The sequence below is a fragment of the Bacillus sp. FSL K6-0268 genome, assembly GCF_038005425.1.
GTDB lineage: Bacteria > Bacillota > Bacilli > Bacillales > Bacillaceae_G > Bacillus_A > Bacillus_A thuringiensis_S.
Genome location: NZ_JBBOTF010000005.1, coordinates 1 through 26485 on the forward strand (window position 1 = coordinate 1; position 26485 = coordinate 26485).

Here is a 26485-nt window from a genome sequence, read left to right on the forward strand (position 1 = left end):
AAAGACCGCCTCTTTTTACGAAAAAACACAACAAAGACAGTTATGCCAGACTGTCTTTGTTGTGTTTGTGATTTTGCAAGTGTTTGTACGTATATATCATATCAAAATAGCTTCTACCATACAAAAGAAAAGTCTATATGTATAGAGTGTGTTGTGGGAACACTCCTCAAAAAAAGATACAGCCACGATAATCCGCGACTGTATCTTTTCTCTGCGTAAACTCACTATATCTAGCAACTAACCTTTACAGATTGCTCTTCATTTCACAGTATACCTTAACTTGTGGTGAAAATACATATGTTTTACACTAACCCCTTGAATGCCCCCCTGGCTCACGATGATGTCCGCCACCATTTCCATGTTGACTCATATACCCTGTATTCCCATCTGCACTTCTAAAAAGTATGTAATTCATTGTGATTTCCTCCCTTTCTAAATTATATCTTCATACTAGCACAGTGTATTAGGGTAAAACATCATTAAATGATTAAAAATTCCGATATTTCAAACGTTGTGCAATCGCAAAAATAACAGGAACACTAACAGAATTACCCGCTTGTCGATACAATTGTGTATCTGAAGTTACTTTACTTGCTCGTTCAAAAGCCGAATCTGAAAACCCTTGAAGTCGTCAAGTTTCTTTTGGTGTAAGACATCTAATTTTAGAATCCTCTGTTAGTACTGCCTGATTGCAAGCTGTATCCAATGATTGATAATACATGTTAAAAGACTTCACCTAAATAGTTTAATCCTAAAACTTCCTGAGCAGAATATAAAATAAGGAAGGTGATTGGGATTGGTGAAGACCATTTTAATTAGAGATGACACATTGGCGCATATAAAAAATGATTTAGTTGAAATCAGTCAGTCTAATGTAAATTCCAAAGGTTTAACTCATGTTCAAATTACTTTAAACAAAAATGAAATTATACATCTCGCGAATAAACTACAAAGTATGTTTGGAAAAGTAGATATTTGTATTCACTGTGATAAAGTGATAGATGCATTTGAAATGCCTTATCGATATAAAAGTCGCAAACAAGCACATCTCGGTTGCCATATTTATAATAATAGAGGGCGTGTATAAATTAACTCCCCATCTTTTAAAGTCATGGGGAGTTAATTTATTGTTTTAATTGATTTGTCAAAATTGAGCGTTCCATTCATTAAGGTTTTTTATTACTTTTTTTCTTAAACGGGGCTTTAACTTTGCTAGCGTATCTTGTAATTGGCTGTTTAATATTAAAAATTGAGCATCCATCATTAAATAATATGTAGCATCATTTATATACCTATAATGACTTGTATATTGTTTAGTAGCAATGTCCAAGTGTCCATTATTTTGATTCAACTTTTTAATACTTTCATAACAAGCCTCTTTGTTTATGTGATATATATCTTTAGTTTTAAATGTCATTTTCCCCCTAGGATGTCTATTTACAAACAAAATCTCATTTTCGCATTTTAAGCTGTTAGCTGGAAAAGCTCTTTTAGCATATTTCGTTAATATAAAATCTGGATACATAATAATATCTTCGACTGGTACCTTGAAGCAAACTTTTATCAATTTATGGCCATAAACTGCATCTAATTTACTATGAAAGTACTGGCCAGATAGCAGAATATTTGTATCAATTTCGAATGTAAATTCCGGGTTATTTAAACCACCTATTTCTATTTGTCGAAGGACTTGTGCTAATTCGATAGTATTTAAAGAACGATAAACTCGTACAAATCCTCCTTCTTCTATTAGGTTACATACTTTTAGCATGTATTGGGTATGAGTATATATATTCTGAATGTCATCAATTGCTTCATAAAACATATCATCAGAAATCGAATTGGCCAGAGCTAATGTATCTTCAAAGTAATCTCGCCGATAAATATTCTGTCCATATTCAACTGGCATATAATATGTCTCTTCATATCCTAATCGTCTTTGAATATTAAAGGCAAATTTAATTAAAGATGTTAGATAATATCTAGTAAAATTATACCGTTCATTATCCAGAGTAAAAGATGTAATTTCTACATCATGTATTATACCACCTTCAATGCAATCCTCAACTAAAGGAGAGCGTACCCGATAACGATAGAGGTTTGCAAAATCAGATGAGGTTGTATCATGAAAAAAATATGTTTCTTGGTCTTCATAATTTTGAACATTACTCATAGATTACCTCTGTTTTTTATATTTGGTTTTGCCCATCCTCCGAAAAAGGAGAATATAACAATTGTATATTTATTTAAAAAGATTATTTATAAGGTGTTTCAACTTTTGAAAAATAGTTAATTTCTTATTTTGATGTTTGGTTTCACTATATCTATTTTTTATAGGATTATTTTGCAAAGTATGATATTTAGAGGTCTGTATCTTTTTATTTAGATTTTCATCTGTTTCATTGGTAGTTGCTGCTATTTGTTGTAGTGTACTAGTTTTGTTCACTTCGTTTGAAATAGTCAACTTAGGTACATCTTTTTTCTTTACTAAATATGGTGCTTTAACATTTTGCGCTTTGGAATTACCTTTTTTTTGTTGAATATTTTTTTTCTGAGGATAAGGACAATAAATATTGTCCCCGTTTATTCTTGGTGTCGTAGTTGGTTCAATAGTAATTTCTTTTGCACGATATGCTGAATTGTCTTCTTTCGTTTTGTCAGAGAGGTTTTTTTTAGAAAGCTGTACTTGTTGTAAATTTATAATCTCATCTGTGGTTAAAGGGTTTTGAAATAAATAACAAATCCCATCATTTAAATGATACCTATTTTCAAAAGAGTCTTCTAAACGAATAAAGCAATTAAACATGTATACGCCTTCATTGTTGTGATCTTTATTGTCATATATGTATAGATTCCCATTTTTAATAAAGCGCTCCAATTCTAGCTTTACATTATAGTAATTAGGAAGGCTGTTTATATTCGTCTTAAATAAATAACCATAATAATAAAATTTTTCACTTTGTATGGAATCTTTTTCAAGTTGGCATAAATACAAGGTTTGTTTATCTGGTGGATTCATAACCACTTTATTGAATTTGAAAATTCTTTGTGCATTATAAAAATTTATATAAAATGTTTCTTGTCGATTCGCTTTCTTTCTTAAAGAGCATTTTTGTATAAAACCCTTGTCGTTTAAAATATAAAGTGAATCAGCGTTATTTAAATATACTAGTTCATTGGAAATACGTCCGGTTTGATTTTTCTTGAAATCATCAAGTTTCACTCGGCTGATATGAAAAATCCATAGTACAGGAATGTTTGCTTTACTATAGTCTTTTGTCCGGGCTATTAACTCTTCACGTTCTATTTTTGATGCTTGGAATTCGACCACAAATGGTTGATCATTTTCATAGATAACCATATCAGCTCGTCTTCCTGGAATAAGGATTGCTTCCATATCAACTTTAAGTTCCGGTCGATATTTTTTTAAGTGTTTAAAAAAGTTCTCTTTCATATCTACATGTTTTTTAGATTCACCAGTGCCACTAAAAGCACAAGAGCTACCTGGTACATGCGCAAAATGATGAATCCTCTCATCCCCTTTTCTAGGATTGACTTGTGCTTTACAATGTGGACAGAAATATGTATTGCCATCTCCTTTTTCGACTATCCAAATATAGGAATCTTCACCATTTTGATTTATAGCACGCTGCATAGCCATTAAAACACCTCTTTTTAACTAAAATAAATTGATTTCAAATTATTGCGAATACTATAATTGTACATTAGTTCCAATACTAGTTGAAAGTAGAGATAGAATAAAATGAGTTTTACAAAAGATACATTTTGTAAAGCTCATTTTAAAAATATAGTTACATTTATCAAAAAGTTTACAACAGAAAATAAGAAAAGAGTTCTTAATGAACTCTTTTTCTAATTCTATCTCATTATAACGGCATCACAGGTAAAAATTTCGCTATTAATACCAAAATTGCCGCTAAGAATACTGCTTTAATAATGAATAGAACAATAATTGGAATTGATGCTTTTACCTTACTTAATCCAGCTGTAATGTGTAATCCAAGCCAAATTAAAACTAAATTCCATACATAGAATATTTCAATCGTATTACCAATTCCATATGCAAATGTACCCTCCTTAAATAGTAACCCTAAACTCGTATATTGAGTCATTCCAGTACCAAAGATTAGACTTAAAATTGTATTAACAAGTCCACCAATAATAAGGACAATGTTTGTATAAACTACAATATTCAATAAAGTTTTATAAGGTGTATCATTACCAAAGAACATCATAAATATTTTATAAATAGCTGCTATAAATAGTGTTCCAACCATTGCACCAGCAAAGCTTGATCCAATTCCAGAAATAACTTCTGATGTAAGTGAACTTTGTCCAGCAAGTTCACCTAATTCTTTTTTCATTTTAACCATCTCAGGTGAGGTATACATAACATACGCACTTAAACCACCTAGGAGTCCTTGTAGCAGTGCTACTAAGAAGAACACCCCCCAAACCTTATTACTTGTTTTCATTCTTTCAAACTGTAGTCCAGGAGATGTAATCATTCCAAATAATGATGGCTTTTTCGCACCTACATCTTGTGTATTAATATTCGCTTCCATATATAGCGCCTCCTTCTATTTATATAATTCGTTCTAACGGGCGATTCACATCTTTTAAAGGTCGCTACAAACCGCCCACTAGAACAATATGTATATGTAGTAGCGAGAAATATCTTTACTACACTAGTAAACTATTCGTAACGAAGTGCTTCAATTGGATCTAATTTTGCAGCTTTATTCGCTGGAATTAATCCGAAAATAATACCGAGTGTCATGGAGAATAATACGCCGCCAATAACAACTTCCCATGAAACAAGCGGTGGCCATTTCGCGAATGTCGAAACGATATATGCTCCGCCATATCCAAGACCAATACCAATTAAACCGCCAAGAAGCGTTAACATAACTGCTTCAATTAAGAATTGCAATAAAATTTTACTACGTGTTGCTCCAAGTGCTTTACGTACACCAATTTCACGCGTACGCTCTGTTACAGATACGAGCATGATATTCATAACACCAATACCACCAACGACTAATGAAATACCAGCAATACCACCAATGATCATTGTCATAATACCCGTCATTTTTGAAATACCTTCTTGAATCTCTTTTAAATTCATAACTTCATATTTACCAGTTGCATCGCTTGGTTTGCGACTGTTTAAGACATCCGCAGCTTTTTTACCTGCTTGCTCTAAATCATCTACAGTTTTTGCTTGAACAGAAATATTTTGAATTTCATCTTTTCCATATAGTGTCGGCCATAATGAAATTGGAACGAGTGCTTCTGATGGTCCCATTCCCATGAATTCATTATCTGATTTATAGACACCAATAATTTGCATTGGTTGACCTTTTATTTCAATGATTTTACCGACTGGATTGGCATCCTTAAACACTTTATCTTCCATTTGTTTATTAATCATGACAACATTATTCCCTTGATCCACATCTAATTCTTGCAGCGAACGTCCTTTGAGTACTTTCACTTTATTCACCTTGAAGTACTCATTGTCTAAACCTGTAATATTCACCATGTCTTTTTTATCTTCAATATCAAGAGATTCCATACCGGAATTCGTTGTTACGATGTGTGCAATCTCTGGGATCTTCTTGATTTCAAAAATATCTTCTTCTGTTATTTTTGGCATGTTAGGCATATCCATACTAAAAGGGTCATTTATATCAGGACTATAATGAATAGGAACGGTTTGATTTCCTGATCCAACAAATTGTGATTTTAAGGCAGCCTCACCGCCTTGGCCAATTGCTACAACAGTAATAATGGAACCAACACCAATGATGATCCCAAGCATCGTTAATGCTGAGCGCAATTTATGAGCTAATATAGAAGATAGGGCAATCTTCATACTATCTAGTAAACTCATACTGCACACCTTCTATCTTCTGTAATTTCCCCATCTCTCAAAACAATCCGGCGGGAAGAATACGCTGCAACTTCCTCTTCATGCGTAACCATAACAATTGTCGTACCTTCTGCATTAAGCTTCGTAAAAATATCCATAACTTGCTCACCAGACTTCGTATCTAGCGCACCAGTCGGCTCATCGGCCATAATGAACCTTGGATTATTCGCAATCGCTCTTGCAATCGCTACACGTTGCTTCTGTCCACCTGATAATTCATTCGGTAAATGATGTACGCGGTCTGCTAATCCAACTTTACCTAACGCCTCTAAAGCACGCTTATGACGCTCAGCTTTCTTCACGCCACCATATACGAGCGGAAGTTCAACATTTTCCACCGCAGAAAGACGTGGCAGTAAATTAAAATGCTGGAATACAAAGCCGATATATTCATTACGAATTAAAGCAAGCTTTGACTCGTCTGCTGTTAAGATATTCACATCATTCAGCATATATTCGCCTTCTGTTGGACGATCTAAACAACCAATAATGTTCATAAGCGTTGACTTACCGGAACCAGACGGTCCCATAATAGAAACGAACTCACCACTCTGAATTGTTAAACTAATACCATGTAAAATTGGCACTGCCAATTTACCTTGATAATACGTTTTAGAAATATTATTTAACGTAATCATTTCTCTTTCACTTCCATTCCGTCATACACATCGTCGGAAGGATTTTTAACCACCTTTTGCCCCACTATTACGCCTTCAGTAATCTCTGTCCAATCTCCATCAGTAGAACCTTTTTTCACATTTTGTTTACGAATCTTCCCTTTATCCTCAACATAAACAAATGCATCATCGCCTTTTTCTACAATGCTCTTACTTGGAACAGCAATCATCGTCTTATTCTCTAAGTTTACTTGCAGAGAAACGTGATAACCTGGAGATAAACCATCTTGACTATCAAGGCTAGCTTTATATGTATATTGGGACATATTTTGAGTTGCTTCACCCATGCCGCCAGCTTGCGCCATCTCTGCACTTGTTGGGAACTCACTTACCTCTGTAATCTTACCTGTCCACTTCTTCTTATTATTCGCTTTTGCCGTTACAGTGAATGTTTGATCTTTTTGAATTTGTGACTTTTGAAGCTCAGTTAACGTACCTTGAACTTGGAATGGATCTTTAGAAGCTACTTGTAAAAACGCTTTTCCTTGACCACCTAACGCTTGAGATGAACTTTGTGCTGCATCTTTATCTAACTTTTGAACAACACCAGCAAAATTACTATAGATCGTAAGCTCTTTCTGCTTCTTACTTAACTCTTCTTTCTGCAACTTTCCTTTTTCTTTCTCAAGGTCAGTTGTCTTTTGAGCTATCTCTAATTCGTTTACTTGCTCGTCCATCGGATCTGTTACTTCTTTCCCAGCTCCGCTATCTTTCGCCTTTTTAATTTCTTTCTTCAACGAATCAATCTTCTTTTTCCCTTGATCATAACGCATATCCGCCATTTTCTGATCAAGGTCAGCTTGCTTCATTTGAAGATTAATCTCTTCATTGTCATAAGAGAATAACTTCATACCTTTCTCTACCTCTTGTCCTTCTTTTACCTCAATATCTTTCACTTTTCCTTTAGTCGGATCCGCATAAAAACTTTCAATATTTCCAGGCTTCACCTGACCAGAAATTAACTTCGTATTATTCAGCTTTCGCTCTGTTACCTTCTCGAAACTTACAGCATCAGCTGTTGTTGATGCGCCCTTCTTCTTATCTTGCATAATAAAAATATTAACTGCTGCCACAATAACAATTAGTGCAATAACCCCGATAATAATCCATTTTTTCTTCCGTTTTGGATGGGGAATGATAGTTGATTGCATAATATGCCTCCTTTAATTGATAAGTTTCTTTAAAATCATGCATGTTAAAACAAGACCAATTCTTAATTTTATCCTAATTTTTTTAAAAATGTTCATATTTTTTTACCTTTGCCAATATACTTTTTAAATGTTTTTGATTAAAGATTTATATGATATAGTTTTTGAGGTCGCGACTTACATACATTATAATTTTTTTAAAGGAGGTGCTTAGAATGTTTGAAGCTATGGGATTCTTTGGTGTAGGTAAACCAATGGGACAGGCAATCGTTAATGCAGTTGATTCAGTAGGTTATGGCATCATCGCAGCATCAACAATTGCTGCAATTATTTCAGCAGGTGGTTTATCTGTTGCAGCTGCTACAGTTGACGTTGCGATCTTTACTATTAAGGAATACATCAAAAAAGATATGAAAGCTGCTGCAGTTGTTTGGTAAGCTCTTGTTATCGCAATCATACTTTTATTACTTAGGGGGAGATAATTATATCTCTCCCTTATTTCAATGTATTTTTATATAAAGAAAGGTGGTTTTTTTAATTTTCTACAAAATTATTTTGAAAAATATTATCTTGGAACAACTTAGGCAAGATTTTTCAGGTATGAATGAGAAGTTAAGGACAAAGCTAGGATTAAAATTACCTACAATATTAAATTGGATTATAATACTTTTATCGCAAAATATTTTCTTTTTATTTTTTGTCTTTTTCTTTGAAGGTATTACCAATGATACAGTTAGAACTTGGATTATATTTGCTGTGCTCTTGTTTAATTTCATTCTCCCTAGTTCAATGGCTAGACAAAATTCAAATCGTATTAGTAATAATCCATTAATCGATACACTGTGGCAGTCTCAATATAATCAAAATCAACTTCTAAATGTAACATTATTAGCTGAAGTAATTATGTTCTGGGTTCATGAATTTATGTTACAAGCTATGGGAGTATATATCATAATAAAAGTTTCTCCTAATTTTATCATTGGTGTTTTTTTTATTATGTGTTGGATCATGTTAATTTCATCAATTTACTTTTCAAGATTGAAGAAAGCAATATTACAGTCTTGGGATACTGAGGTTCGTAATACAAAATATAATGAACGTTTTTATTTATTAAGGGTAATTTTAATATCAGCAGGAATTTGGTTACTCATTAAAACACTATTTCTTCCTTTAATCAAAGAACCCATTCCAAGTAATATCTATAGTCAAGGAATATTTAAAACATTTTCTACCTTTTCAAAACATATTGAATTAGTGTTTATTAATCATTTTCAAGCATTATTAAAGGCGGTTCACCATGATTGGATTTATTACATCTTAGGTATGGGTATCATTGGTTATTTGGTTATGACGGTCTTTTATTTTGTTTATTATTCTAACGAGAAGAATTTTACAGAAAAACGTAATACACTTGCCTTAAAAAAATCTAAAAGTGATATTTTTAAGTTTTATCAATGGCTAGGTAAAATAGTTTATCCTAAGGATCCATGGATACGTAGAGATTTAATAATTCTTGAAAGATTAATCATACATACAAAGATTTCCCAGAAAACATTCTTGCTTATCCCACCCGCTTTTTGTTCAATTGTGGGATTTTCAATATTTTTCATCGGAAATCTAGATAACTTCACAAATTTCATATTAGGATTTTGGTTTATATGTTGGATTGCAATTTCACAGACTATTTGGTTATGGTTATGGAATTATCCTATCCTTCATCCATCAAGTGAATTGAGACAAATAGATTTAGTGAAATTAACTCCATCCTTTTCAGATAAACAATATATGGAAAGTAAACGAAAATTATTAACGCTATTATTGTGCCCACTACAATTAATAATTAGTGTTATATTTATGATTGGCTTTATAATTATGGACGGTTCAATTCTCGAATTATGTATAGGGATTATTGGTAGTTGGTTGCTTTCTTTCGTGAGCTGTGTTTTATCAACTTATTGGCTACAATTATGTAGTCGGTTTGATTATGAAAATATATTTATGATTCGTTTAGATACTTATGAAACGAAAGTTCTTCAATATTTCTTTACTATCCCAAAACGAATAATAAATGGTCTGTTATTCATTGTTTTCTTTATAGGGGTATTTCTTGATCATTCATTAGGAAGAACATTCTTCTATGATATTTTTATGATGCTAATCATTGTATGGGGATTTAGTTTATTTTTCTCTAAAAAGAAAAAGAAGAAGATAGGTGTGTAATGAAATGAGGAGTGAACAAAATAAATTATTTCAAAGTATTTGGTCTAAATATTCTAGAAAGCTTGCATTTATTACATTGATTTTTTTAGCTGCTTGTTTTTGGGGAGGTATTTTTCAACGGCATCATAATCCTTTTCCACCGGATCCACCTAGCTATTCATGGTTTCATTATTTTTCTCATAATATTAATCAATCAATGATTTCTATTGGATTAGGGATAATCACTTATGGAATCGGTAGTTTAATTTTGCTAGTTCTGAATGGCTCATTAATAGGTATTGTGCTTGCTGTAATGGTTCAAAATGATATGACTTTAGAAATTTTTACAGCTTTTCTCCCTCATGGGGTTTTTGAGATACCTGCCATTTTATTATCATGTTTATACCCATATATGATTTGGGGATTCATATTTCAAAGTATCAAAAAGAGAGGGATTGATTTCAATTTATTAAAAAGAGAAATAATACCTGTCCCAATAATAATTACACTTTTATTAATAATTGCAGGATGCATGGAAACTATGTTCGCATTATAAGCTTTATCTTACAGTATTCATGAGATTCTATTTAAAGGAGAGTAAAAATGTTTCATATACAAAATTTAAATTTTAGATATGATAAAAATCTTAAATTACTAGAAAACATTTCATTTTCAGCCAACCCTGGTGATATTATTTGGCTAAAAGGAGACAATGGATGCGGAAAAACTACATTATTACGTATAATTGCACAACTAATTAATGCTGAAAGTACAATTTCTTTCAAAGGGAAATTGATTGAAAATAGAAAAGAAATATTAGCAAATTTAACATATATACCTGCAGAACCTTATTTATTTAATTATTTAACAGGAACAGAAAATGCAGATTTTTTACAACAACTATTTAATGTAGATCAAAAGCAATTTTCAAGCTCCTTCCTTAAGATGATAAATGAATTTCAAATGGATCATGCTCTAGATCAATTTGTACAGGAGTATTCACTAGGAATGAAACATAAATTGTATTGGTCTGCTGTATTAGCACGTAAATCATCAATTGTTCTACTTGATGAACCACTTTCAACATTTGATAGCGATGCTCAAAAATTAGCTATTAATATTCTTAAACAAAAAGCAAGTGAAGGTTCTATTATTCTGTTCACCTCACACCTTTCTGAAATAAGCGCTAAATTAGCTACTAGAATTCTAGTTTTACATGAGGGAAATCTTAGAGAGGAAAAATTATAAAATAGTTGTCATAAAGGGTGGTCGAAAAATGAATAAATTAAAGCTAACTTTAGCTGTATTTTCAGGATTAATTATGTATTTATGTATATTAATGAGTGTTAAAATTAATGATAGCTCTTATCTAGGCGACTATTTGCTAAATAAAATTAGTATACAACACAATAGAGTTGTTATTATCATTATCTTTTTTGTTTGTTTTTGGGTACAAAGTAAATTATTAAAGGATACAGAATCAATCTTAATAAATTGGATGCGTGTAATTCTTACAGGATTAATGTTTATTGCCTTTGTTTCTTATTTTATCTTCTAATCATATTCCTTAAGAAAGCAAAAAGAATTATTGTTTTGCACGAAGGAGCATACACATGGTATGCTCCTTTTTTAGGTTTTTAGAACCTGTTTAAAATCTTTTTAATAAAATTGCCACACCTGCTAATATGCAACTTTGTCTGCTATTTTCAAGTGTTCGTTCACAATTCTTCCACAGTCTGCGGTAATTTTCCAACCAAGCAAAAGTTCGTTCCACAATCCAGCGTTTCGGTAACACGACAAACTTGTGAAGTTCAGATTGTTTGATGATTTCAACAGAACAACCAATCGTTTTTTTATTGATTGTGCAAAGGATGGCCCCGTATATCCGCCATCACAAAGTATATTTGTCACTTTTTCCAGTGTTTTCTTGTGCCTTTCACACATTTTGGTGGCGCCCGCTCGGTCTGTTATATTTGCAGTTGTTATCTCGATAGCATGAATGGGACCGTTCGTATCTACAGCGATATGTCTTTTGATTCCTGACACTTTCTTTCCAGCATCATAACCTTTTTCTCCAGCTATCCATGTGTTTTTTACGCTTTGTGCATCTACGATGCAGAAACTTGTCTGATTCTTACGTCCATCTTGCTCACGATAAGTTTCAACCAATTTTTTTATGCACTTTTTCGAGAAGACTTATGCCATTCTCGTCTACTTTCCGCCAAACCTGATAGTAGAAATACACCGTTTGCCAGTTTGGAAAGTCACTTGGTAGATTACGCCATTGACATCCTGTAGTAAGCACGTATAGCACACCGCAGAATACTTCGTACAAATCAACTGTGCGTGGACGGGTCCTTTTTCGCGCGTTTTCTAAATCTTCTCGAATGAGTTCAAACTGTTCACGTGAAACATTACTTGTATAATTATGTATCATAGAAAATATCCTTTTTTGTACAGATTATACCATAGATTCTAAACAGGTTCTTACATTTGTTACCACAATTATACCATTTTGTTTATAAAGGTATTCATTGAAAATAAACGTTTATAAAATGATTTGAATCACCTTTGTAAACCTGATGTTTCAACGTTTCATAGATAGGGATCGTGCGTTGGAAAAGGTATACCTTTTGGAACACACTTAAAGATTACAAAGAAAAATGAGTTTTACAAAACATACAAAATGTTAAACTCATAAAAACCAGTGATATCATGCGTTTTTCTATGGTATTACTGGTTTTTTTTGCTATAAAATGAAAAGAAAAGTATTGATAGTTTTACAAATTATAGTTATAGTTAAACTAAGTTTTACATATTATAGCTTACAACAGAGAGTTAGGAGGTCATTTTTTATGGCGAAAGGGGGACGAAAACCTGGGGCAAAAGAGCCAATTCGTTCAATAGAAAAAATTGAAGAAATGAAAGATTGGCTGTTGCAAAATTCCTCATATCGAAATTACTTTTTATTTTATTTTGGAATTAACACAGGTTTACGCATTAGTGACATTTTACGGTTGCGTGTAAAAGATGTTCGAGGGAAACATGTTATAAAAATTAAAATGGAAAAAACAGATACAACCGTAGAAGTATATTTCAATACGGTTTTACAACAAGAGATTGCGAAATATACAAGTAACATGGCAGATTCCGATTGGTTATTCCCAAGTCGGCAAGGAGATAAGCCAATCACAAGACAAATGGCTCATACGTTTTTGCATAAAGCGGCACAGGCTTGTGGGATTGATTCGGAGCATTGGGGAACCCATTCAATGAGAAAAACATTTGGATACCATTATTATCAAAGAAAAAAAGATGTGTACTATTTGATGAAGTTATTTGGTCATGCAACACAAAGGCAAACGTTACAGTACATTGGTGTTGAAGCGGATGAAATTCGAGCGTCGATGGAGGATTTCACGCTATAAGAATTAATAAGGGGGAAGAAAATGAACGCTAGAGCTATTATAGGCAATTTTGCGATTGCTAGTATTTTATTTACAGGGTGTTCAGCAAATCATAGTACAAAAAGTACAACAAGTGCGAAGCCGGCTGGCGGTTCTGAACAAGTAGAGCAAGTCTTAGAATTTCCTTCTTCTAAATATCCCGAAACTGGCGCTCATATTAAAGAGGCCATTGAAAAAGGGAAAACAGATATTTGCACAATAGATCGGAAAGGTGCAGCAGATAGAAGAAAACAGTCTCTGGCAAATGTACCAACAAAGAAAGGCTTTGACCGAGATGAATTTCCGATGGCGGTTTGTTTGGAAGGTGGTAAAGGCGCACACATCAAGCACATTGATCCTTCAGATAATCGCGGTGCCGGATCATTTGTTGGAAATAAGTTAGAGAAATTCAAAGATGGAACCAGAGTTAAAATTGTTGTGAAATAAAAAATTCAAAAAATTTAATAATCTCTCTTGATTTAAGTAACTTAATTCATTATAATAAAAGTAACTTAAATCAAATAACAGAAAGGGGACACAATGCAGAAACATGGAGGAAAAAGGGAAGGTGCGGGTCGCCCATCTCTTGGAATTACAAAAAAGGTTTCCATTACATTACCAGAAGAAGATTGGAAACGAATTGAAGATAGTAAGAAGCCTTTTTCACAATTTTTTAGAGAGCTAGCTCTAAAAGAATTTAAAGAATAAAATTGCATAAGAAAAAGACCTGACTAGGCCTAGGAAACTTCGACAGGACTTTTTCTATCCAACAACTTTTGAAAGAAAGGATGATTTGTTGTGACAAATAATCTATTCAAAATCAAAAGCGATGAGTTTATTTTAACATACCCTCGTCGTAAACAAAAACCTCTCAAAAAAATTTATAATTTCATTTCAGAATTTTTCAAAAAGACAAATAAATATTTCGGAGTTGATGAAAGTACTTCCGACAAAGTTTGGTTTTATGGATTTTATGCTACATGTGTTTCTATGATCGTTCTCACACTCATGATTGTTGGTAGCCTATACGGATTTTAATACGTGTTCATTTTTGGAATATTAAAAATCTTATTAGAGAAAATATTTCTTATAAAATTGGGAGGTTTTACAATGGATATTCAATATCATTATGACGGTGCAGTGTATATGAATCGAAAAGAATTTTATAAAAAATTAAAGAACGATTATATGGTTCGGTTATTTTTTAACAAGGGTAAGAAATTTATATACGATGGTGAGTTACAGCAAGTTTTAGAAAATAATGCGCAAGTATCTGATTCTACTGGATGGCTGCATATACAAGGGGAAACATTTTCTTATTATACATTACCTCAAACCTTGATAAATAAGAATGCAGAGTTAAGAAAACAATGGATTCAATTTTTGCACGAACAAGATGAAGAAAGTATTGATGCAGACCTTGATAAAAAAATGGAGTTAGTGATTTCTGTAAAGTTAAGTGATGAGGTTGATAGTAAAGGGGAAAATCAATAAGGCACAATTTTCACAGAAAAATACGCTGGTATTCTATACAAAATTTAGGAATGAACATAGGGAGGCGCGTTTCCATTTAGAAAGGAGGTAAAACATTGATTCAAACAATCAAGAACACTATGCAATTTATTGCTTTGGTATTAGTGGGTGCGTTGATTGCAATTAGTTTAGTAAATTAGTTTATTTTAATACAATTTGAATTTTATGAGAAAGAGGGATGGGAAATGAAACAATGCACACATGAAAACAATGAAACTATTGAGATAAAAGGGACAGATGAAACCATTGTAATTTGTCATGATTGCGGATGTGAAATTTAAACAAAAGCCTTATTTGAAAGAGTTTCATACAATTTGAATTTTATTGAAAAGGAGAATTGAAATGAACAAGCAAAAACGTATCGAAATTGTGAATTCACTTCTTAATTATTTAGCAGATCACGAAAAGAATTTCTTCCGTTATGAAGATGAAAATAGAACAGCTCATTTTAAACATGATGGTAGAAACCTTTGGTTTGTAGATCACTATTCAAATGTTCCTATGCGTATGACAAGAAGCTCATATAAAAACAAAAAGCAAGAAAGGTACTTTTCAAGCGGTGGAACAATGTGGGCACTAATTAGAGATTTTACAGACTTCATTTATGGAAATGACAATTCGAACGGTAGAAATGGTTATGGTGGATTGTACTGTACTCATTGGGGTTGGTCAGAGGAAGAAATGAAAAAGATACGTGATTATGCAAGCGAAATCGGATACTTAAAAGCTTCATAAAATATTTGAATAGAAAGGGAGATGGAGAGAATGAGATTCGCAGGAATGGTAGCAAATATGTTTAATGAAGAAGATCGTTACTTTAATGTAGTCAATGGACCATTAATTGTAGGAGAGAAATATGACTTAGGAATCCTTGTGAAATACTCTGTGTTCGGAATATTGGATGGTGTATTCGTAACGGAACATGAGTATTGCGGTGAGATTGAAGGACTCCATATTTTTTCTAGGTATTGCGATAAGAGAAGAATGTTTATAGCAAGTGAAATGACTACAGGTGGAATTATAGCTCATTCTCCATTAAGTGCATATGGTGCGCTACTTAAAACAAAATATTTATTGAAGAAGAATAAAGAAAAAGCTTATAGGTTCTTGAAGAAACATCAAGAACGATGCTATGTGAATATTTTAGTTGAAGACATTCCAGAACATTTAAGAGATAAAGTCATTGAAGTACAAAAGAACTTAATAGCTAAAAGAAATCCAGTCAAAGGTTTTTTCGAGGATTATGACGGACAAATCATTTTGAGTGATGTTAGAAATTTTAAAAGTAAAAAAGAATTTGTTGAACAGGCTGAAAAGTATCTCTTGGAAAATCAATGGGGCGAAAAAATTGTTGTTAAAGCGCATGTAACAGAAATACTTGTCGGAGAAGAAGAATGGAAACCTGCTGATGATCCTGATTTCGAAGGGGAAGAGATTACAGTATATTGTGCAGAAGTACATTCTGTAAATTAAACAAAATCTTTATTTTGGAGGGAACCAGGATGAGCGAAGAAACCATTGTTATTAATATCCCACCAGTAGAAGAGTGGCCAATGAAACAACTCAAATCCGTTTGTCAGCACAACAAAATAAAGGGCTATACAAAGATGGATCGTGAGCAGTTAGTGCAGCATGTCAAAGTAATTCTTGGGCACATAAAAACAAAATAAAATCACTATTTGAATCGAAAGGAGAATGAGAGATGAAAATTAGTGTATCTGAATGGAAAGCGCTTCGCAAAGAAACAAAGTTGAAATTACTTCGATATGCGGTGTTAGAAAGTAAAAATAGGAGGGCTGTATGATGATAAAGTCTGTAAAACTGTTAAAAGGCGAAGAGCTTGAAATTGGAACGACTGATAAACATGGAAATCAATTGAAACAATCTGATTTCGTTGTAGCGCAAGATGATTTTGAAGGAATCAGTATTTGCCAAATTCTTTATAACGGAATTACAAAAGAATTTGTTGCCATGAGCTCTTCTGGTTGGTGGGTCCCATATCACGATTTATCGATTGCAACTGAAAAGCTAGATCATGTGATTGCAAAGGAATTTCTAGGATTAGAGAAGTGTGGATCATATTGGGGAAAAGGAAATACACCATTTATCCGTATGCCAATTGAATACTTTAATGCTGTTGAAGAATCTACATTGATTTTAGAAATGTTAGGTAGACGCTACAAAGACCTTTTTACAGTAATAGAAAATGGTTGCTGGTACTTAACTGTAAATAAAAAAATATATAGTGAAGAACGCCTTGGAATAGCTGCATGTTTAGCGGCAATCAATAATGTAAGAAAAGCATAGCTAGAAACTTCAAGCTGCTTTAGGGAAGATAAACAATCGAAAGACTGAATATTAAATCTATTTGTAAAGGGGAAATTTAAAATGTTATCTGTAGCATTACAAGAACAAACGTATTGGAAAAAACAAAGAACAATTCTTCGGAAAAATAACAAAAAACTACTCATCTCATTAGAACCGTATTTATATGAAAAATTAGAGGGATTAGCGCTTTACAATGAAGAATTAAACGAGATTGCTTCAGAGCTTGTTATAGAAGGATTAGATTACATTTATATGGAGGATATTCCGGTTCACCAATATCATGCATTTCAACATTTTATAGAAATTGAATTATCACCCTTTCAACAAAAGTTACTGCAACAATTAGCACTCAAAAGAGGATGTTCAGCAAGAAAAATGGCATATACAGTGTTACATTTTATGTTGAAAACAAAGTAAAAGAATCCTACAATAAACGCAGGATCCTTCTACCAGGTATTCTGTCAGTAATGAACAGTACTTAGGAATTGAGTCTAGTCCACTCAATTCCTTTTTTAATGGTACACCAAGATAGAATGAAATTTCAAGAGTAACAAAAAAGATAGGAATAATCCTATCTTTTTGACACAAGGGTTTCGATGACAGAAAACTCACTCAGCTCATAACTTATTTTAAATCGCTAAAACAGAAAATTCAATCTGATGGTTATTTTTCTCAATATACTTTAATGTATTTTTAAATTATAATATGTTTAATTCTTTTTATTTTTATATATTTGTTCTTTCCTGTTGAGAATCCTTATGAAGGGTTCTTTTTTTGTTGTAACAGTGAATCTAATATCTATAATCAATATGTATTTTCTACATAACAATGGTTGAGAGAGCTTGCTTATATATCAATTGCTGTTGATCTTTATTCATAATTAATATGGAAAATTTATCAACAGCGATAATTTTGCCAGGTATTCTAACACCGTTTATTAAAAAAATCGTCACTTCTTTCTTTTCTTCTATTAGCTTTTCATAAAACTTTTCTTGTGTATACATCATTTAGATGGTTGCAACTCCTTTATTTTTTTAGAATCGTTCATGGCTTCTAAAAAAGCATATTCTTTTACCGTCATTTCAACGGTTGGACAATATTCGGTTTTTGATAATTTATGAAGTAACGCAAGGTTTTTACTTAATTGTTTTACCATTTCATCTAATGTAATTTGATTCGTACCATATCCAATCACTGGGTTCAAAAATACATCTAACCCTATGAGACTTGGTTCAATGAGAGAAACAATCTCTTGTACTTTTGGCAATATGGCCGTTTCATAACGTTCTTTAAAGGATTCTAAATCGTCTGGCGTTGGTTCATTAGAGCAGAATTTTTTAAATGCTACCACACGAATATCATTCCGCAATTCCTCAATACGTGTTTCATAAAACGCCTGGTCAAATCCTTCTTTATCCGCAACATCAAAATGAAGCTCGGTCTGTGATCTACGCTTCTTTTTATAAAAATCCATAAGGAGTTGTTCTTTTGAATTAAACATCATAACAAAGACTGTGCGCTCTAAATTCGTGACTTTATTTACAATACTGAGTGTCTCATCTAATATATTTGCTCGTTCTTCATCATCCAATTTTCTAACAGAGGAAGGAACGAGATTCTTTACGTTCTCAAATGAATCCGAATTGATAATGTGTAGAAGAGAAACTTGAGCGATATCCGGTAAACAAGGATCTGTTGTTCTATCCAGAAGAAACATATCCTTAATTGCGCGGATTGTTTGTTTGATTTCTTTTTGAGCCTGTCGAATTTTTTCAATGCTCTGGTCCACATATTGTGGTTGTTTTAAACGGTTAAAAATAAATTCACGTCTTTCTTCAAAATGTTTCTGTAAAAGTGACATAGCTGTTTTCCCCTCTCTAACTTGTTTAAGAACCTTAGCAATGTACCCTATTGCTTTATAATGAACAGTATGATTATACCATTTTGTGTAGTGATAAAAATTTAAGATTCTTATATTTCTGGATTTATTAAATGCATTCTTTTTTTCTATTGTACTTGCACAAGTGTAATATCCATTGCATATAGCTAATAGCGTAAAGCGCGCTGATAGCTAATGATTGAAAATACGGTCCACAAGGGCTTTTTTTTATGGGCAAAGTGATATTACCGCTTATATCGATTAGGAGTAAGAAAAGGAAATTTTTTCGCATAAAAAGGTGAATAACGTACAAACAGCAAGGAATACGTTTTAGTAATACCGCTATTATCGATTAAAGCAGAGAGGGTGAAAGGATTGGAAAAATCAAAGTTTAGCAAGCCTGTTGCATTTAATAAAAAGAATTTGAAAGATCGTATTATGTTACAGCATGTAAAGCGACGGAATTTTAGTGGTTATGTAAAAAGATTAATTTGGGAAGACATACCGGAGAAAAACAAAAAAATGGTGCATGAAGACGTCAGTAAGCAAGTAGATTCACCAACAAAACAAGAAAAACAGTCAATAAAAAAAGAAAAGAAATTAAGTGCTGCAGAACGAATTGAACAAATAAAACAACAAACAAAAAAGCAGCAGCTTTCACAAAGCCCACTGCCTGTTTATTTACCCAACAAAAATATTAACAAGTGATCCAATGATCGCGCCTACAACTGCAGCAATAGCAACATGCATATTGTTAGACCTCCTACTTTAAGTATTTATTTGTAGTATGTGTAGTTCATAAAAAAATATACGAGAGGTGTTACAGCATGACGAAAACACAAACAATTCCTTTTCGAGATTTTATGGATGGATCGTATAAAAATAAAAAGAAAAAATCTGATGTTGAGGTTATCGGAAAAGTAATTAGCGCAATTGCACCGGCATTAATTCTCATCTTACCAAAGAGTATTTTGGCTGCAGGACTGAATGGATCGTTCGGAAATATTCATGAGGCAGTTATGAGGGGATTTGATGCGGGCGTGGTACTCGTTATCGTATTCGCAGGCGCATCCTGGGGATTAGGACATCGGACAAAAGCGATAGAGATATTAATAGGTGCATCGTGTGGATATATACTTGCCAGACACAGTGTTGATATAAGAGATTTCTTAAAAACAATATAGAGAGGTGATTGAACATGTTAGAACAAATGGCCATAACTTCTTTAAAAATAGTTGCTGGGATTGTTTTGGTTAAATTAATTGGATTTTATGTGCCAATGTATGGACCAATAGGAGGATGGTTTTAATGAAATTTGTATTTGAAGGCGGAAAAATGGTTGCGGCAAATTCGGGTTATATTGGCGAAAAAGCAAAAGAAGGTTCTTTCATGGATATTATAAACGATTTTAGCGATAGTATCGTAGAAACAGAAATTGAGTTCATTCTGAAACCGATTGGCCATTTTTTCAAAGAAAGCGGTTTGTTAATTTGGGATTGGTTCGTAATGAATTTGCCGGACATTATGGGTTACGGTGCACTACTCACGGCGGCTTGTATCATAATTGGTGCAATGATTCGAAAAGGTGGCATGATGAAACCACTTGCATATTTTGCTGGTGCACTCATTATAGCAGTTTGCATCTTGGGAGGTGTATAACATGATCCAGGGTGATAATTTTGTAATTCTTGATATGGAAAGCACGAATTTACCTGTTATACGAGAGGCTATTTATTTGCCGGTTCCATATGAAAAACCAAAGAAAGTGAAAAAAAACTGGTTCAAACGTAAACAAACGTACAGTTTAAAAGAGTTTTTAACTGTTGAACACAATGAAATGATTGTGTATCGCATTATTCCTCATTCGGACGTATCGAACAATACAAAACGTTTATGGCGAGCGATTTATAAAATGTATGAAATGTATGAGAGTAGCGGTAGCAGATTGGAGCGCGACGGCCTGAAATTCCACTATCGGGAGAAAGATTATTTTTGGTTTGATGTTGTTTTCAAACAGATCAAAGGCAAAAAGAAAATAGAGTTTTACGTAGGAACTAGCGAGTACCAAGCACAAAAATTAAAGCGTAAACTTGGAAATAAGATGAGTGTCACAATTAAAGAGGCGTCAATAGATGATATACAGATACCACATGAAAATACCATTGTGCAGGAAATGCGATACTTGAAACACGATATCTTTTCCCTAAACACGAATAGCAATGATACCAAAACACCGATTGCTAATATTATGAGTGTGATTGATGAATTGAATAATGACGGCGATATGTGCCGATTAAGTGTATGTAATGAAGCTGAGAACCGTCAAAAGTGGATTAAAAACGCATCCTGGGCCTTTGAAAAGATAAAGAAAGGAAAGCCACCTCAACGAGCCAATATGAGCGGCAGACGGCTGATAACAGGTGCTAAAATTGGCATTGCTGGAATTGTGAACGAAATTAATGATTTACTGACGGATACATTTCAGGCATTTTCGAATGCCTTTTTCAAATCTGATAAGAAATTCAGTAAAGAAGGAGTAATAAAAAAAGTCCATACTACTGTTGATGAAGTGGGAACAAACCGTGTGAACCATGAAAAAGGAAATCAGCCTGTTTTTAAAAGTCGCATACGTGTAGCTGCTCATTCTAATGATCGATTAACCAGGGAAACGATGAGCGAAACATTGGCGCTTTCTATGGCAGATTTGGCAGAAACAAATGAATTGCATGGTATAAAAATCAAAATCGGACATCGTCGGACAGAGATATTAAATGAATTAAACACACTAGCGTTATCGAAAAAGACCAGGTTTGATCCAAATGTAAATTTAATTAGTACTGATGAAATGAGCAAATTGGCTTTGCAAATGCCAGTGAAGGAGCTGCAAAGAAAATATGCTGATGCATTGAGTGTGAAAAAGAAAGTCGAAATTGAAATACCGGCTATTATGCGTGATGAAACTGGCATTTTTCTAGGTCATGCAGAGTTGAAGGATGAAAGAATACCAATCTATATGCCTGTTAGCAATCCTGATAACTTTTACAGGGGATACGTCTTTATTGGCGGGCAAGGTGCTGGAAAAGATAGCGCCATAAAAAATTTCGTTGTTGAGAGCAATTTAAAACATGGAATCAGTTTTGTTATACCAGATGCCATTCTAGAAGAAGGAGAACGCGGCATGGCCGATGGAATACGTGATGCATTGCCGTCAGAACGAATCATTGATCTGGATCTAAATGATGATGATTATATACCACCTTTAGACTTAACAGAAGTTATTACAAAATTAGGGCGTAATGGATCTTCTAGGTTTGCTGATGAAATGATTGATTTTCTACAAATTGAGGGATTAAGCAGAAGTGAAAAATATTTAACAGATGCGGCAAAGGCGAGCAAAGGAAGCCTATTTAATATCAAACGTATTATAGAAGATGAGGATTTTCGGGTTAACCGTATTCAAGAGTTAGTGAACGCAGGGAATCTGCGCCTTGCGAATGAGTTAATACAATGGGGTGATAACGAGCAATTAGGAAGTAAATGTGATCCAATTATAACTAGGCTAAACCGTTTTTTTGGAAACGAAAGACTATATGACATCTTTGCACAAGATCCACTAAAAGACCTGGATTTCGCCAAATGGATGCAAGAGGGAAAAGTGATTATCTTACGTGTTCCAAATGCCAGGGGATTGGGGGAACATGCAGTTAAAACGTTAGTTCATTGGATCACACTTAAAACGTTCATGACAAGGCTTCTAATGAGCCAAAAAGAACAGAAAAATGGTGCATTCATTGTATTTAATGAACCTGAACAATATGAAAGTGAAGGTTTAACAAAATTAATGGGGCGTATTGGTACAGAAGGACGTAAGGAGCGCTTAGGGAGTATATATGCATTCCATCACTGGAACAAATTACAGCCATCCTTACAGGAGAATTTACAAGGTGGTGGAGTGCAGCAATTTCTTTTTATGAATGATCATACAAGAACGTTTGAATTGTCTAAACATCGGTTTGAAGAAACAATTTCATTAGAGCAAGCGTATAAAATACCTGCACATCATGCAATTATTAGTGTGAGAGCTGGAGGAGAAATGCAACCAGCTTTTATTTGTAAAATGGCACCACCAGTAAAACAACAATATAATAATAGTTTTCTTACCAAAAGGCATTCACGTATGTATGGTCGATCCTGGACAGATTTACAAAAGCAATATGGATGATATTTTTGTAGGCAGTTTGTATAGTATGGAAGCTATACAAGATTAGTAAAGCACAAGAACTAGTTCTTGTGCTTTTTATATTCTCTCAAAATACTAAATATCAAAAAAATCATTGTACTTAGCCTGAGGATCAATTTTCTTAATAGCTTTTATCACAGCACGAAGGATTGGCACAGATGGGATGTGTTTTTCATCATTGCAAAGATGATGACATGTAGTACGTCCAATTTTAGCTATTTTTTGGAATTCTTTTTGTTCGATTTTCTTATTATCTAACCATTGTCCAAATTTTGTACGCTTTTTTTGTCTGGACATATATTTTTCACCTCTTTTTATATGTAACTATCACTAGGATGGACAAAGCTATATTTTTTATACTTGCCAATTTGAAAAATATATATCATATGTTCGTCAGGGCGAACATATAATAAAGTAAATTCATAGACAGCAAAAAAACTGTAAATATTTCTTGGAATATAGCATACATATACATTGCAACACTTGTTGATAAAACTATGTATAGTGACAAGTGTTGCATAACCGGTTTCGTGAAAAGATTGTAATTTTATTAGATTGATAGTCGATTTAAGGAAGCATTGCGATAAAATCGCAGTGCTTTTTAGTGTTGTGTATGCGTTGAGGTATCCATCTTACTTGATTTTCCTGTATTAATAGCTATTTTTTATTATTCAATAAGAGGTAATTAAAATAAGGTTCAAAGGCATGACGTTTTTGATGTAGAATAATAACAGAATAGGAGGTGGACGTGTCCATGGACGATACTATGAATACGGAGAATACTGCACAAGAAAAGGCCTATTGGGCTGCAGAGGTTGCGGAGCGCCTTAAAACAAACCCCTCTACATTGCGCAATTGGACAAATGCATTGGAAAAAGAAAGTTATCAGTTTATTAAAGATGCTAACGGACGTCGAGCGTTCCTAGAAAAAGATATTGAAAATCTAAAATTACTTCAGAAATGCTTAAAAAACAATATGAGTATGAAAGACGCTGTCCATGCTGTTATATCAAGTGTTGAAGGGCAAATACGGACAGGCATTGTCCGTGAAAAAGAGCGTCCTTTAATACGTCCGCTAAGTGCGGACGTTGTCGGGAAAATTGTGAGTGAGGCATTAGAAATTCAACAAAAAGAATTTGAAGAAAAAATGGAAAAACAGAGTGAAGATTTCGAGAAAATGTTAAATCAAAAACTGACGGAGCAAGCAGAATTCCTTTTGAAAAATATAAATGAATTAACGAAAGAAAGGGATAGAACAGCCTTGGAATTAGAAGTTAAAAAAATAGAGGAAACTAAAAAAAATGGATTTCAAAAATTTTTAGGTTTTTTTAAAAGTTAAATTTAATAAAAGAGTTGTTCTTATAAAAAAACAACTCTTTTTTATTGCATTATGCATATGGATCATCGTCTAAATCATCTAGTTTATTCCAAGATTTATTTTCTTCTTCGTCATGGGATTCCCCAGGCTTCGTTATTTCTTGGTTTGTTTCGACATGTGTTTGATCCAGAGCAGGTGTATGAACAGATTTCGCCTCTTCATCTTGTTTTGCTGTTAAAGGCTTTGTTTCGCTATCTAATGAAAAAGTATATTTGCGCGGTAGGATTTCCGCTACATCTGTATTACCAATTTGTTTATGAAGTTGTTGCGCCGCATACAAAAAGAACATCGTAAGATCACTTTGTTTGTTAATAAAATCAATCATTTCTGGTGAAATGTCTTTCTTAATATAGACATTTGCTCTATCACCAGCTTTGTATATTTTACGAGCCATTATTTTTCACCGACAGGAGCAAGCGCTTTTTCTTTTAATTCTTCAAATCTTGGAGAGCATGTGTACACAAGTAATCCGCGTGCATTTACGAAAAGTGGGTCTTTTAAGAAAATAACATTTGTTAAACGTCCTTTTTGCTCTAAAATTTGCTGTAGGCTTTCTTTTACAATTGCGGCACCGCCACCATAAATGAATACATACGGATCATCTTTCATATCATCAATTTTATTAATAATATCAGTTGCAATTCGATTTGCTAAACCTAATAATGCGCCGCGTGATGCCTCTTTTAAACGAATATGACGAGGATGTTCAGAATCAAGATAAATTGCATTAAATTCAGCAATACTGTCTATTGTCTTTTGTTTATTGTTTAAGTTCCAAACCTTGATAATATCAAGTAAGGTTTCTTTCACTCCATATGGTAAACCACGACTCATTTTATGTTTAAAGCTAACACCATGAGAAACAACTTCTTCTGTCGTACCAGCGCCAATATCGAAAGATAATATTGTTTTGTCAACAAAGTCTATTTCTGTAGTTTTTCCTTCTGTAGCTTCTACTTTTCTTTTAATGGTTTTACCTTTTTCATCATAAACGATTCCCCATGAACCCGCCGCGCCTTCTGGTAAACACTTGCAAAATTCAATTTGGATATTAACTACTACTTCACGTCCGCTTGGGTGGTGGAATTTTACCGTATGATGATTCATATAACGCTCTACAAATGCTTGTGCTGTTTGAGGCGTAATTGTTGCGACAGGTAATGCAACAGAAAGATCATAAGTAACATCAATTTTATCTTTATTTGGTTGCTTTTTCATAGCTGTAATTGCTAAACCAGCTAATGTAACAAGTAGCACTAGATCATCTTTCGATTTATCAGATTTCTTTTCCATTTCAATACCTTTAATGTTTTCATCAATCACTTTTTGACCAATAATATAACGCATATTGTTTTCCTTTAAGGTAGGTGATGAGATGGTAACATCAATGTTATTTTCTAATTCCTCAACAAAAATATCTTCCTCACTTAAAATGTTTGTTGCTTCTCCAATATGATGTGAATAAATACTTGGTATGAATAAAGGATCATGCCCTAATACATTTAATTTTAAACCACTGTTTCCCGCGTCTGCACCAGCTTTAAAAATTACCATATATAAAAACCTCCTAAAGATTATTTTTTATCGATTAACTTAATTCCATTATATGCTAAATAAACTTTAAAAGTCAATACAATTTCAAACAAATAAATACAATTTAATACAAGTCAATACAAAAATACCAACAAAACCTCATAAAAA

General features: G+C 33.2%; 32 protein-coding genes and 2 pseudogenes. 21 read left to right on the forward strand and 13 right to left on the reverse strand.

Annotation, left to right across the window (positions count from 1 at the left end; genetic code table 11):
* Positions 1 to 487: 487 nt before the first annotated feature.
* A pseudogene (locus MHI28_RS34710) lies at positions 488 to 712 on the reverse strand (DNA cytosine methyltransferase); the annotation flags it as partial.
* 87 nt (positions 713 to 799) lie between these two features.
* Between MHI28_RS34710 and MHI28_RS34715 the strand changes: the two are divergent.
* Complete coding sequence (locus MHI28_RS34715; RefSeq protein WP_000849150.1) at positions 800 to 1087, forward strand: hypothetical protein; 288 nt, start codon at positions 800 to 802, stop codon at positions 1085 to 1087.
* Between the two features lie 57 nt (positions 1088 to 1144).
* Here the strand turns inward: MHI28_RS34715 and MHI28_RS34720 are convergent, their stop codons facing one another.
* The 6 genes from MHI28_RS34720 to MHI28_RS34745 all read right to left on the reverse strand — a co-directional run bounded on the left by MHI28_RS34720 (position 1145) and on the right by MHI28_RS34745 (position 7784).
* Positions 1145 to 2173: a hypothetical protein gene (locus MHI28_RS34720; RefSeq protein WP_340829135.1), complete on the reverse strand. Its 1029-nt coding sequence runs from the start codon at positions 2171 to 2173 to the stop codon at positions 1145 to 1147.
* Between the two features lie 69 nt (positions 2174 to 2242).
* The gene (locus MHI28_RS34725; RefSeq protein WP_340829137.1) at positions 2243 to 3661 is read right to left on the reverse strand and encodes a competence protein CoiA; all 1419 of its coding nucleotides are present in this window, start codon (positions 3659 to 3661) and stop codon (positions 2243 to 2245) included.
* Positions 3662 to 3887: 226 nt separating this feature from the next.
* Positions 3888 to 4586, reverse strand: a complete 699-nt coding sequence (locus MHI28_RS34730) for a Yip1 family protein (RefSeq protein WP_340829139.1) — start codon at positions 4584 to 4586, stop codon at positions 3888 to 3890.
* A 131-nt stretch (positions 4587 to 4717) separates the two neighbouring features.
* On the reverse strand, positions 4718 to 5917 hold the full coding sequence (locus tag MHI28_RS34735; protein ID WP_086422460.1) for an ABC transporter permease: 1200 nt from the start codon (positions 5915 to 5917) through the stop codon (positions 4718 to 4720).
* Positions 5914 to 6594 carry an ABC transporter ATP-binding protein gene (locus MHI28_RS34740; protein WP_340829144.1) on the reverse strand — a complete coding sequence of 227 codons (681 nt, stop codon included), beginning with the start codon at positions 6592 to 6594 and terminating at the stop codon, positions 5914 to 5916. Before MHI28_RS34740 ends, MHI28_RS34735 begins: the two co-directional genes overlap by 4 nt.
* Positions 6591 to 7784: an efflux RND transporter periplasmic adaptor subunit gene (locus MHI28_RS34745; protein WP_340829145.1), complete on the reverse strand. Its 1194-nt coding sequence runs from the start codon at positions 7782 to 7784 to the stop codon at positions 6591 to 6593. Before MHI28_RS34745 ends, MHI28_RS34740 begins: the two co-directional genes overlap by 4 nt.
* A gap of 212 nt (positions 7785 to 7996) precedes the next feature.
* Here MHI28_RS34745 and MHI28_RS34750 point away from each other — a divergent pair, with 212 nt between their 5' ends.
* The 5 genes from MHI28_RS34750 (at position 7997) to MHI28_RS34770 (ending at position 11538) form a co-directional block, all read left to right on the forward strand.
* The gene (locus MHI28_RS34750) at positions 7997 to 8218 is read left to right on the forward strand and encodes an uberolysin/carnocyclin family circular bacteriocin (protein ID WP_098507295.1); all 222 of its coding nucleotides are present in this window, start codon (positions 7997 to 7999) and stop codon (positions 8216 to 8218) included.
* A gap of 163 nt (positions 8219 to 8381) precedes the next feature.
* A complete protein-coding gene (locus MHI28_RS34755; protein ID WP_340829149.1) occupies positions 8382 to 10001 on the forward strand; it encodes a hypothetical protein in 1620 nt (539 codons plus the stop codon).
* A 4-nt stretch (positions 10002 to 10005) separates the two neighbouring features.
* Positions 10006 to 10536 (forward strand): stage II sporulation protein M, encoded by a 531-nt coding sequence (locus MHI28_RS34760; RefSeq protein WP_061656697.1) that lies wholly within the window; start codon positions 10006 to 10008, stop codon positions 10534 to 10536.
* A gap of 47 nt (positions 10537 to 10583) precedes the next feature.
* On the forward strand, positions 10584 to 11228 hold the full coding sequence (locus MHI28_RS34765) for an ABC transporter ATP-binding protein (protein ID WP_340829151.1): 645 nt from the start codon (positions 10584 to 10586) through the stop codon (positions 11226 to 11228).
* Between the two features lie 28 nt (positions 11229 to 11256).
* Positions 11257 to 11538, forward strand: coding sequence for a hypothetical protein (locus MHI28_RS34770; RefSeq protein ID WP_340829153.1), 282 nt, complete (start codon positions 11257 to 11259; stop codon positions 11536 to 11538).
* Positions 11539 to 11628: 90 nt separating this feature from the next.
* On the opposite strand, the pseudogene MHI28_RS34775 reads toward MHI28_RS34770, so the two are convergent.
* Positions 11629 to 12417 (reverse strand): annotated as a pseudogene (locus MHI28_RS34775) (IS5 family transposase).
* Between the two features lie 418 nt (positions 12418 to 12835).
* Here MHI28_RS34775 and MHI28_RS34780 point away from each other — a divergent pair.
* The 10 genes from MHI28_RS34780 to MHI28_RS34825 all read left to right on the forward strand — a co-directional run bounded on the left by MHI28_RS34780 (position 12836) and on the right by MHI28_RS34825 (position 17704).
* On the forward strand, positions 12836 to 13408 hold the full coding sequence (locus MHI28_RS34780; RefSeq protein WP_340829155.1) for a tyrosine-type recombinase/integrase: 573 nt from the start codon (positions 12836 to 12838) through the stop codon (positions 13406 to 13408).
* Positions 13409 to 13429: 21 nt separating this feature from the next.
* Positions 13430 to 13873 (forward strand): NucA/NucB deoxyribonuclease domain-containing protein, encoded by a 444-nt coding sequence (locus MHI28_RS34785; RefSeq protein WP_340829158.1) that lies wholly within the window; start codon positions 13430 to 13432, stop codon positions 13871 to 13873.
* A gap of 93 nt (positions 13874 to 13966) precedes the next feature.
* Positions 13967 to 14134 (forward strand): CopG family transcriptional regulator, encoded by a 168-nt coding sequence (locus MHI28_RS34790; protein ID WP_340829159.1) that lies wholly within the window; start codon positions 13967 to 13969, stop codon positions 14132 to 14134.
* 90 nt (positions 14135 to 14224) lie between these two features.
* The gene (locus MHI28_RS34795) at positions 14225 to 14464 is read left to right on the forward strand and encodes a DUF3961 domain-containing protein (RefSeq protein WP_340829160.1); all 240 of its coding nucleotides are present in this window, start codon (positions 14225 to 14227) and stop codon (positions 14462 to 14464) included.
* 72 nt (positions 14465 to 14536) lie between these two features.
* Positions 14537 to 14920, forward strand: coding sequence for a hypothetical protein (locus MHI28_RS34800; RefSeq protein ID WP_340829163.1), 384 nt, complete (start codon positions 14537 to 14539; stop codon positions 14918 to 14920).
* Between the two features lie 381 nt (positions 14921 to 15301).
* Entirely contained in the window at positions 15302 to 15694 is a 393-nt protein-coding gene (locus tag MHI28_RS34805) for a hypothetical protein (protein ID WP_340829166.1), read from the forward strand.
* A 30-nt stretch (positions 15695 to 15724) separates the two neighbouring features.
* Entirely contained in the window at positions 15725 to 16432 is a 708-nt protein-coding gene (locus tag MHI28_RS34810; protein ID WP_340829169.1) for a hypothetical protein, read from the forward strand.
* A gap of 29 nt (positions 16433 to 16461) precedes the next feature.
* Positions 16462 to 16629: a hypothetical protein gene (locus tag MHI28_RS34815; protein WP_340829172.1), complete on the forward strand. Its 168-nt coding sequence runs from the start codon at positions 16462 to 16464 to the stop codon at positions 16627 to 16629.
* Between the two features lie 133 nt (positions 16630 to 16762).
* On the forward strand, positions 16763 to 17266 hold the full coding sequence (locus MHI28_RS34820) for a hypothetical protein (protein WP_445661819.1): 504 nt from the start codon (positions 16763 to 16765) through the stop codon (positions 17264 to 17266).
* 81 nt (positions 17267 to 17347) lie between these two features.
* On the forward strand, positions 17348 to 17704 hold the full coding sequence (locus MHI28_RS34825) for a hypothetical protein (RefSeq protein WP_340829176.1): 357 nt from the start codon (positions 17348 to 17350) through the stop codon (positions 17702 to 17704).
* Between the two features lie 401 nt (positions 17705 to 18105).
* Here MHI28_RS34825 and hfq read toward each other — a convergent pair whose 3' ends face one another.
* Together hfq and MHI28_RS34835 are read right to left on the reverse strand one after the other, a co-directional pair.
* Positions 18106 to 18294 carry an RNA chaperone Hfq gene (gene hfq / locus MHI28_RS34830; RefSeq protein WP_340829178.1) on the reverse strand — a complete coding sequence of 63 codons (189 nt, stop codon included), beginning with the start codon at positions 18292 to 18294 and terminating at the stop codon, positions 18106 to 18108.
* Positions 18291 to 19148 (reverse strand): hypothetical protein, encoded by an 858-nt coding sequence (locus tag MHI28_RS34835; RefSeq protein ID WP_340829182.1) that lies wholly within the window; start codon positions 19146 to 19148, stop codon positions 18291 to 18293. The genes hfq and MHI28_RS34835 overlap by 4 nt, the downstream gene beginning before the upstream one ends.
* 384 nt (positions 19149 to 19532) lie before the next feature.
* Here MHI28_RS34835 and MHI28_RS34840 point away from each other — a divergent pair, with 384 nt between their 5' ends.
* The 4 genes from MHI28_RS34840 to MHI28_RS34855 all read left to right on the forward strand — a co-directional run bounded on the left by MHI28_RS34840 (position 19533) and on the right by MHI28_RS34855 (position 23388).
* Positions 19533 to 19874: a hypothetical protein gene (locus tag MHI28_RS34840; protein WP_340829185.1), complete on the forward strand. Its 342-nt coding sequence runs from the start codon at positions 19533 to 19535 to the stop codon at positions 19872 to 19874.
* A gap of 119 nt (positions 19875 to 19993) precedes the next feature.
* Positions 19994 to 20350: a glycosyltransferase gene (locus tag MHI28_RS34845; RefSeq protein ID WP_289670140.1), complete on the forward strand. Its 357-nt coding sequence runs from the start codon at positions 19994 to 19996 to the stop codon at positions 20348 to 20350.
* Between the two features lie 124 nt (positions 20351 to 20474).
* Positions 20475 to 20825: a hypothetical protein gene (locus tag MHI28_RS34850; RefSeq protein WP_340829191.1), complete on the forward strand. Its 351-nt coding sequence runs from the start codon at positions 20475 to 20477 to the stop codon at positions 20823 to 20825.
* A gap of 1 nt (position 20826) precedes the next feature.
* Positions 20827 to 23388: an ATP-binding protein gene (locus MHI28_RS34855; RefSeq protein ID WP_340829194.1), complete on the forward strand. Its 2562-nt coding sequence runs from the start codon at positions 20827 to 20829 to the stop codon at positions 23386 to 23388.
* A 93-nt stretch (positions 23389 to 23481) separates the two neighbouring features.
* Here the strand turns inward: MHI28_RS34855 and MHI28_RS34860 are convergent, their stop codons facing one another.
* A complete protein-coding gene (locus tag MHI28_RS34860; RefSeq protein WP_098126939.1) occupies positions 23482 to 23703 on the reverse strand; it encodes a transcriptional regulator in 222 nt (73 codons plus the stop codon).
* 457 nt (positions 23704 to 24160) lie between these two features.
* Between MHI28_RS34860 and MHI28_RS34865 the strand changes: the two genes are divergently transcribed.
* Positions 24161 to 24745, forward strand: a complete 585-nt coding sequence (locus MHI28_RS34865) for a MerR family transcriptional regulator (RefSeq protein WP_340829198.1) — start codon at positions 24161 to 24163, stop codon at positions 24743 to 24745.
* 49 nt (positions 24746 to 24794) lie between these two features.
* Here MHI28_RS34865 and MHI28_RS34870 read toward each other — a convergent pair whose 3' ends face one another.
* Complete coding sequence (locus tag MHI28_RS34870; protein WP_340829201.1) at positions 24795 to 25178, reverse strand: hypothetical protein; 384 nt, start codon at positions 25176 to 25178, stop codon at positions 24795 to 24797.
* Positions 25178 to 26338, reverse strand: a complete 1161-nt coding sequence (locus MHI28_RS34875) for a ParM/StbA family protein (RefSeq protein ID WP_340829204.1) — start codon at positions 26336 to 26338, stop codon at positions 25178 to 25180. The genes MHI28_RS34870 and MHI28_RS34875 overlap by 1 nt, the downstream gene beginning before the upstream one ends.
* Positions 26339 to 26485: the final 147 nt, after the last annotated feature.

What these genes read in the sequence shown, in the direction of transcription:
- MHI28_RS34720 (WP_340829135.1), bottom strand. Translation starts at nt 2,173, where the DNA reads ATGAGTAATGTTCAAAATTATGAAGACCAAGAAACATATTTTTTTCAT.
- MHI28_RS34725 (WP_340829137.1), bottom strand. Translation starts at nt 3,661, where the DNA reads ATGGCTATGCAGCGTGCTATAAATCAAAATGGTGAAGATTCCTATATT.
- MHI28_RS34730 (WP_340829139.1), bottom strand. Translation starts at nt 4,586, where the DNA reads ATGGAAGCGAATATTAATACACAAGATGTAGGTGCGAAAAAGCCATCA.
- MHI28_RS34735 (WP_086422460.1), bottom strand. Translation starts at nt 5,917, where the DNA reads ATGAGTTTACTAGATAGTATGAAGATTGCCCTATCTTCTATATTAGCT.
- MHI28_RS34740 (WP_340829144.1), bottom strand. Translation starts at nt 6,594, where the DNA reads ATGATTACGTTAAATAATATTTCTAAAACGTATTATCAAGGTAAATTG.
- MHI28_RS34745 (WP_340829145.1), bottom strand. Translation starts at nt 7,784, where the DNA reads ATGCAATCAACTATCATTCCCCATCCAAAACGGAAGAAAAAATGGATT.
- MHI28_RS34750 (WP_098507295.1), top strand. Translation starts at nt 7,997, where the DNA reads ATGTTTGAAGCTATGGGATTCTTTGGTGTAGGTAAACCAATGGGACAG.
- MHI28_RS34755 (WP_340829149.1), top strand. Translation starts at nt 8,382, where the DNA reads ATGAATGAGAAGTTAAGGACAAAGCTAGGATTAAAATTACCTACAATA.
- MHI28_RS34760 (WP_061656697.1), top strand. Translation starts at nt 10,006, where the DNA reads ATGAGGAGTGAACAAAATAAATTATTTCAAAGTATTTGGTCTAAATAT.
- MHI28_RS34765 (WP_340829151.1), top strand. Translation starts at nt 10,584, where the DNA reads ATGTTTCATATACAAAATTTAAATTTTAGATATGATAAAAATCTTAAA.
- MHI28_RS34770 (WP_340829153.1), top strand. Translation starts at nt 11,257, where the DNA reads ATGAATAAATTAAAGCTAACTTTAGCTGTATTTTCAGGATTAATTATG.
- MHI28_RS34780 (WP_340829155.1), top strand. Translation starts at nt 12,836, where the DNA reads ATGGCGAAAGGGGGACGAAAACCTGGGGCAAAAGAGCCAATTCGTTCA.
- MHI28_RS34785 (WP_340829158.1), top strand. Translation starts at nt 13,430, where the DNA reads ATGAACGCTAGAGCTATTATAGGCAATTTTGCGATTGCTAGTATTTTA.
- MHI28_RS34790 (WP_340829159.1), top strand. Translation starts at nt 13,967, where the DNA reads ATGCAGAAACATGGAGGAAAAAGGGAAGGTGCGGGTCGCCCATCTCTT.
- MHI28_RS34800 (WP_340829163.1), top strand. Translation starts at nt 14,537, where the DNA reads ATGGATATTCAATATCATTATGACGGTGCAGTGTATATGAATCGAAAA.
- MHI28_RS34805 (WP_340829166.1), top strand. Translation starts at nt 15,302, where the DNA reads ATGAACAAGCAAAAACGTATCGAAATTGTGAATTCACTTCTTAATTAT.
- MHI28_RS34810 (WP_340829169.1), top strand. Translation starts at nt 15,725, where the DNA reads ATGAGATTCGCAGGAATGGTAGCAAATATGTTTAATGAAGAAGATCGT.
- MHI28_RS34815 (WP_340829172.1), top strand. Translation starts at nt 16,462, where the DNA reads ATGAGCGAAGAAACCATTGTTATTAATATCCCACCAGTAGAAGAGTGG.
- MHI28_RS34820 (WP_445661819.1), top strand. Translation starts at nt 16,763, where the DNA reads ATGATAAAGTCTGTAAAACTGTTAAAAGGCGAAGAGCTTGAAATTGGA.
- MHI28_RS34825 (WP_340829176.1), top strand. Translation starts at nt 17,348, where the DNA reads ATGTTATCTGTAGCATTACAAGAACAAACGTATTGGAAAAAACAAAGA.
- hfq (WP_340829178.1), bottom strand. Translation starts at nt 18,294, where the DNA reads ATGATGTATACACAAGAAAAGTTTTATGAAAAGCTAATAGAAGAAAAG.
- MHI28_RS34835 (WP_340829182.1), bottom strand. Translation starts at nt 19,148, where the DNA reads ATGTCACTTTTACAGAAACATTTTGAAGAAAGACGTGAATTTATTTTT.
- MHI28_RS34845 (WP_289670140.1), top strand. Translation starts at nt 19,994, where the DNA reads ATGACGAAAACACAAACAATTCCTTTTCGAGATTTTATGGATGGATCG.
- MHI28_RS34850 (WP_340829191.1), top strand. Translation starts at nt 20,475, where the DNA reads ATGAAATTTGTATTTGAAGGCGGAAAAATGGTTGCGGCAAATTCGGGT.
- MHI28_RS34855 (WP_340829194.1), top strand. Translation starts at nt 20,827, where the DNA reads ATGATCCAGGGTGATAATTTTGTAATTCTTGATATGGAAAGCACGAAT.
- MHI28_RS34860 (WP_098126939.1), bottom strand. Translation starts at nt 23,703, where the DNA reads ATGTCCAGACAAAAAAAGCGTACAAAATTTGGACAATGGTTAGATAAT.
- MHI28_RS34865 (WP_340829198.1), top strand. Translation starts at nt 24,161, where the DNA reads ATGGACGATACTATGAATACGGAGAATACTGCACAAGAAAAGGCCTAT.
- MHI28_RS34870 (WP_340829201.1), bottom strand. Translation starts at nt 25,178, where the DNA reads ATGGCTCGTAAAATATACAAAGCTGGTGATAGAGCAAATGTCTATATT.
- MHI28_RS34875 (WP_340829204.1), bottom strand. Translation starts at nt 26,338, where the DNA reads ATGGTAATTTTTAAAGCTGGTGCAGACGCGGGAAACAGTGGTTTAAAA.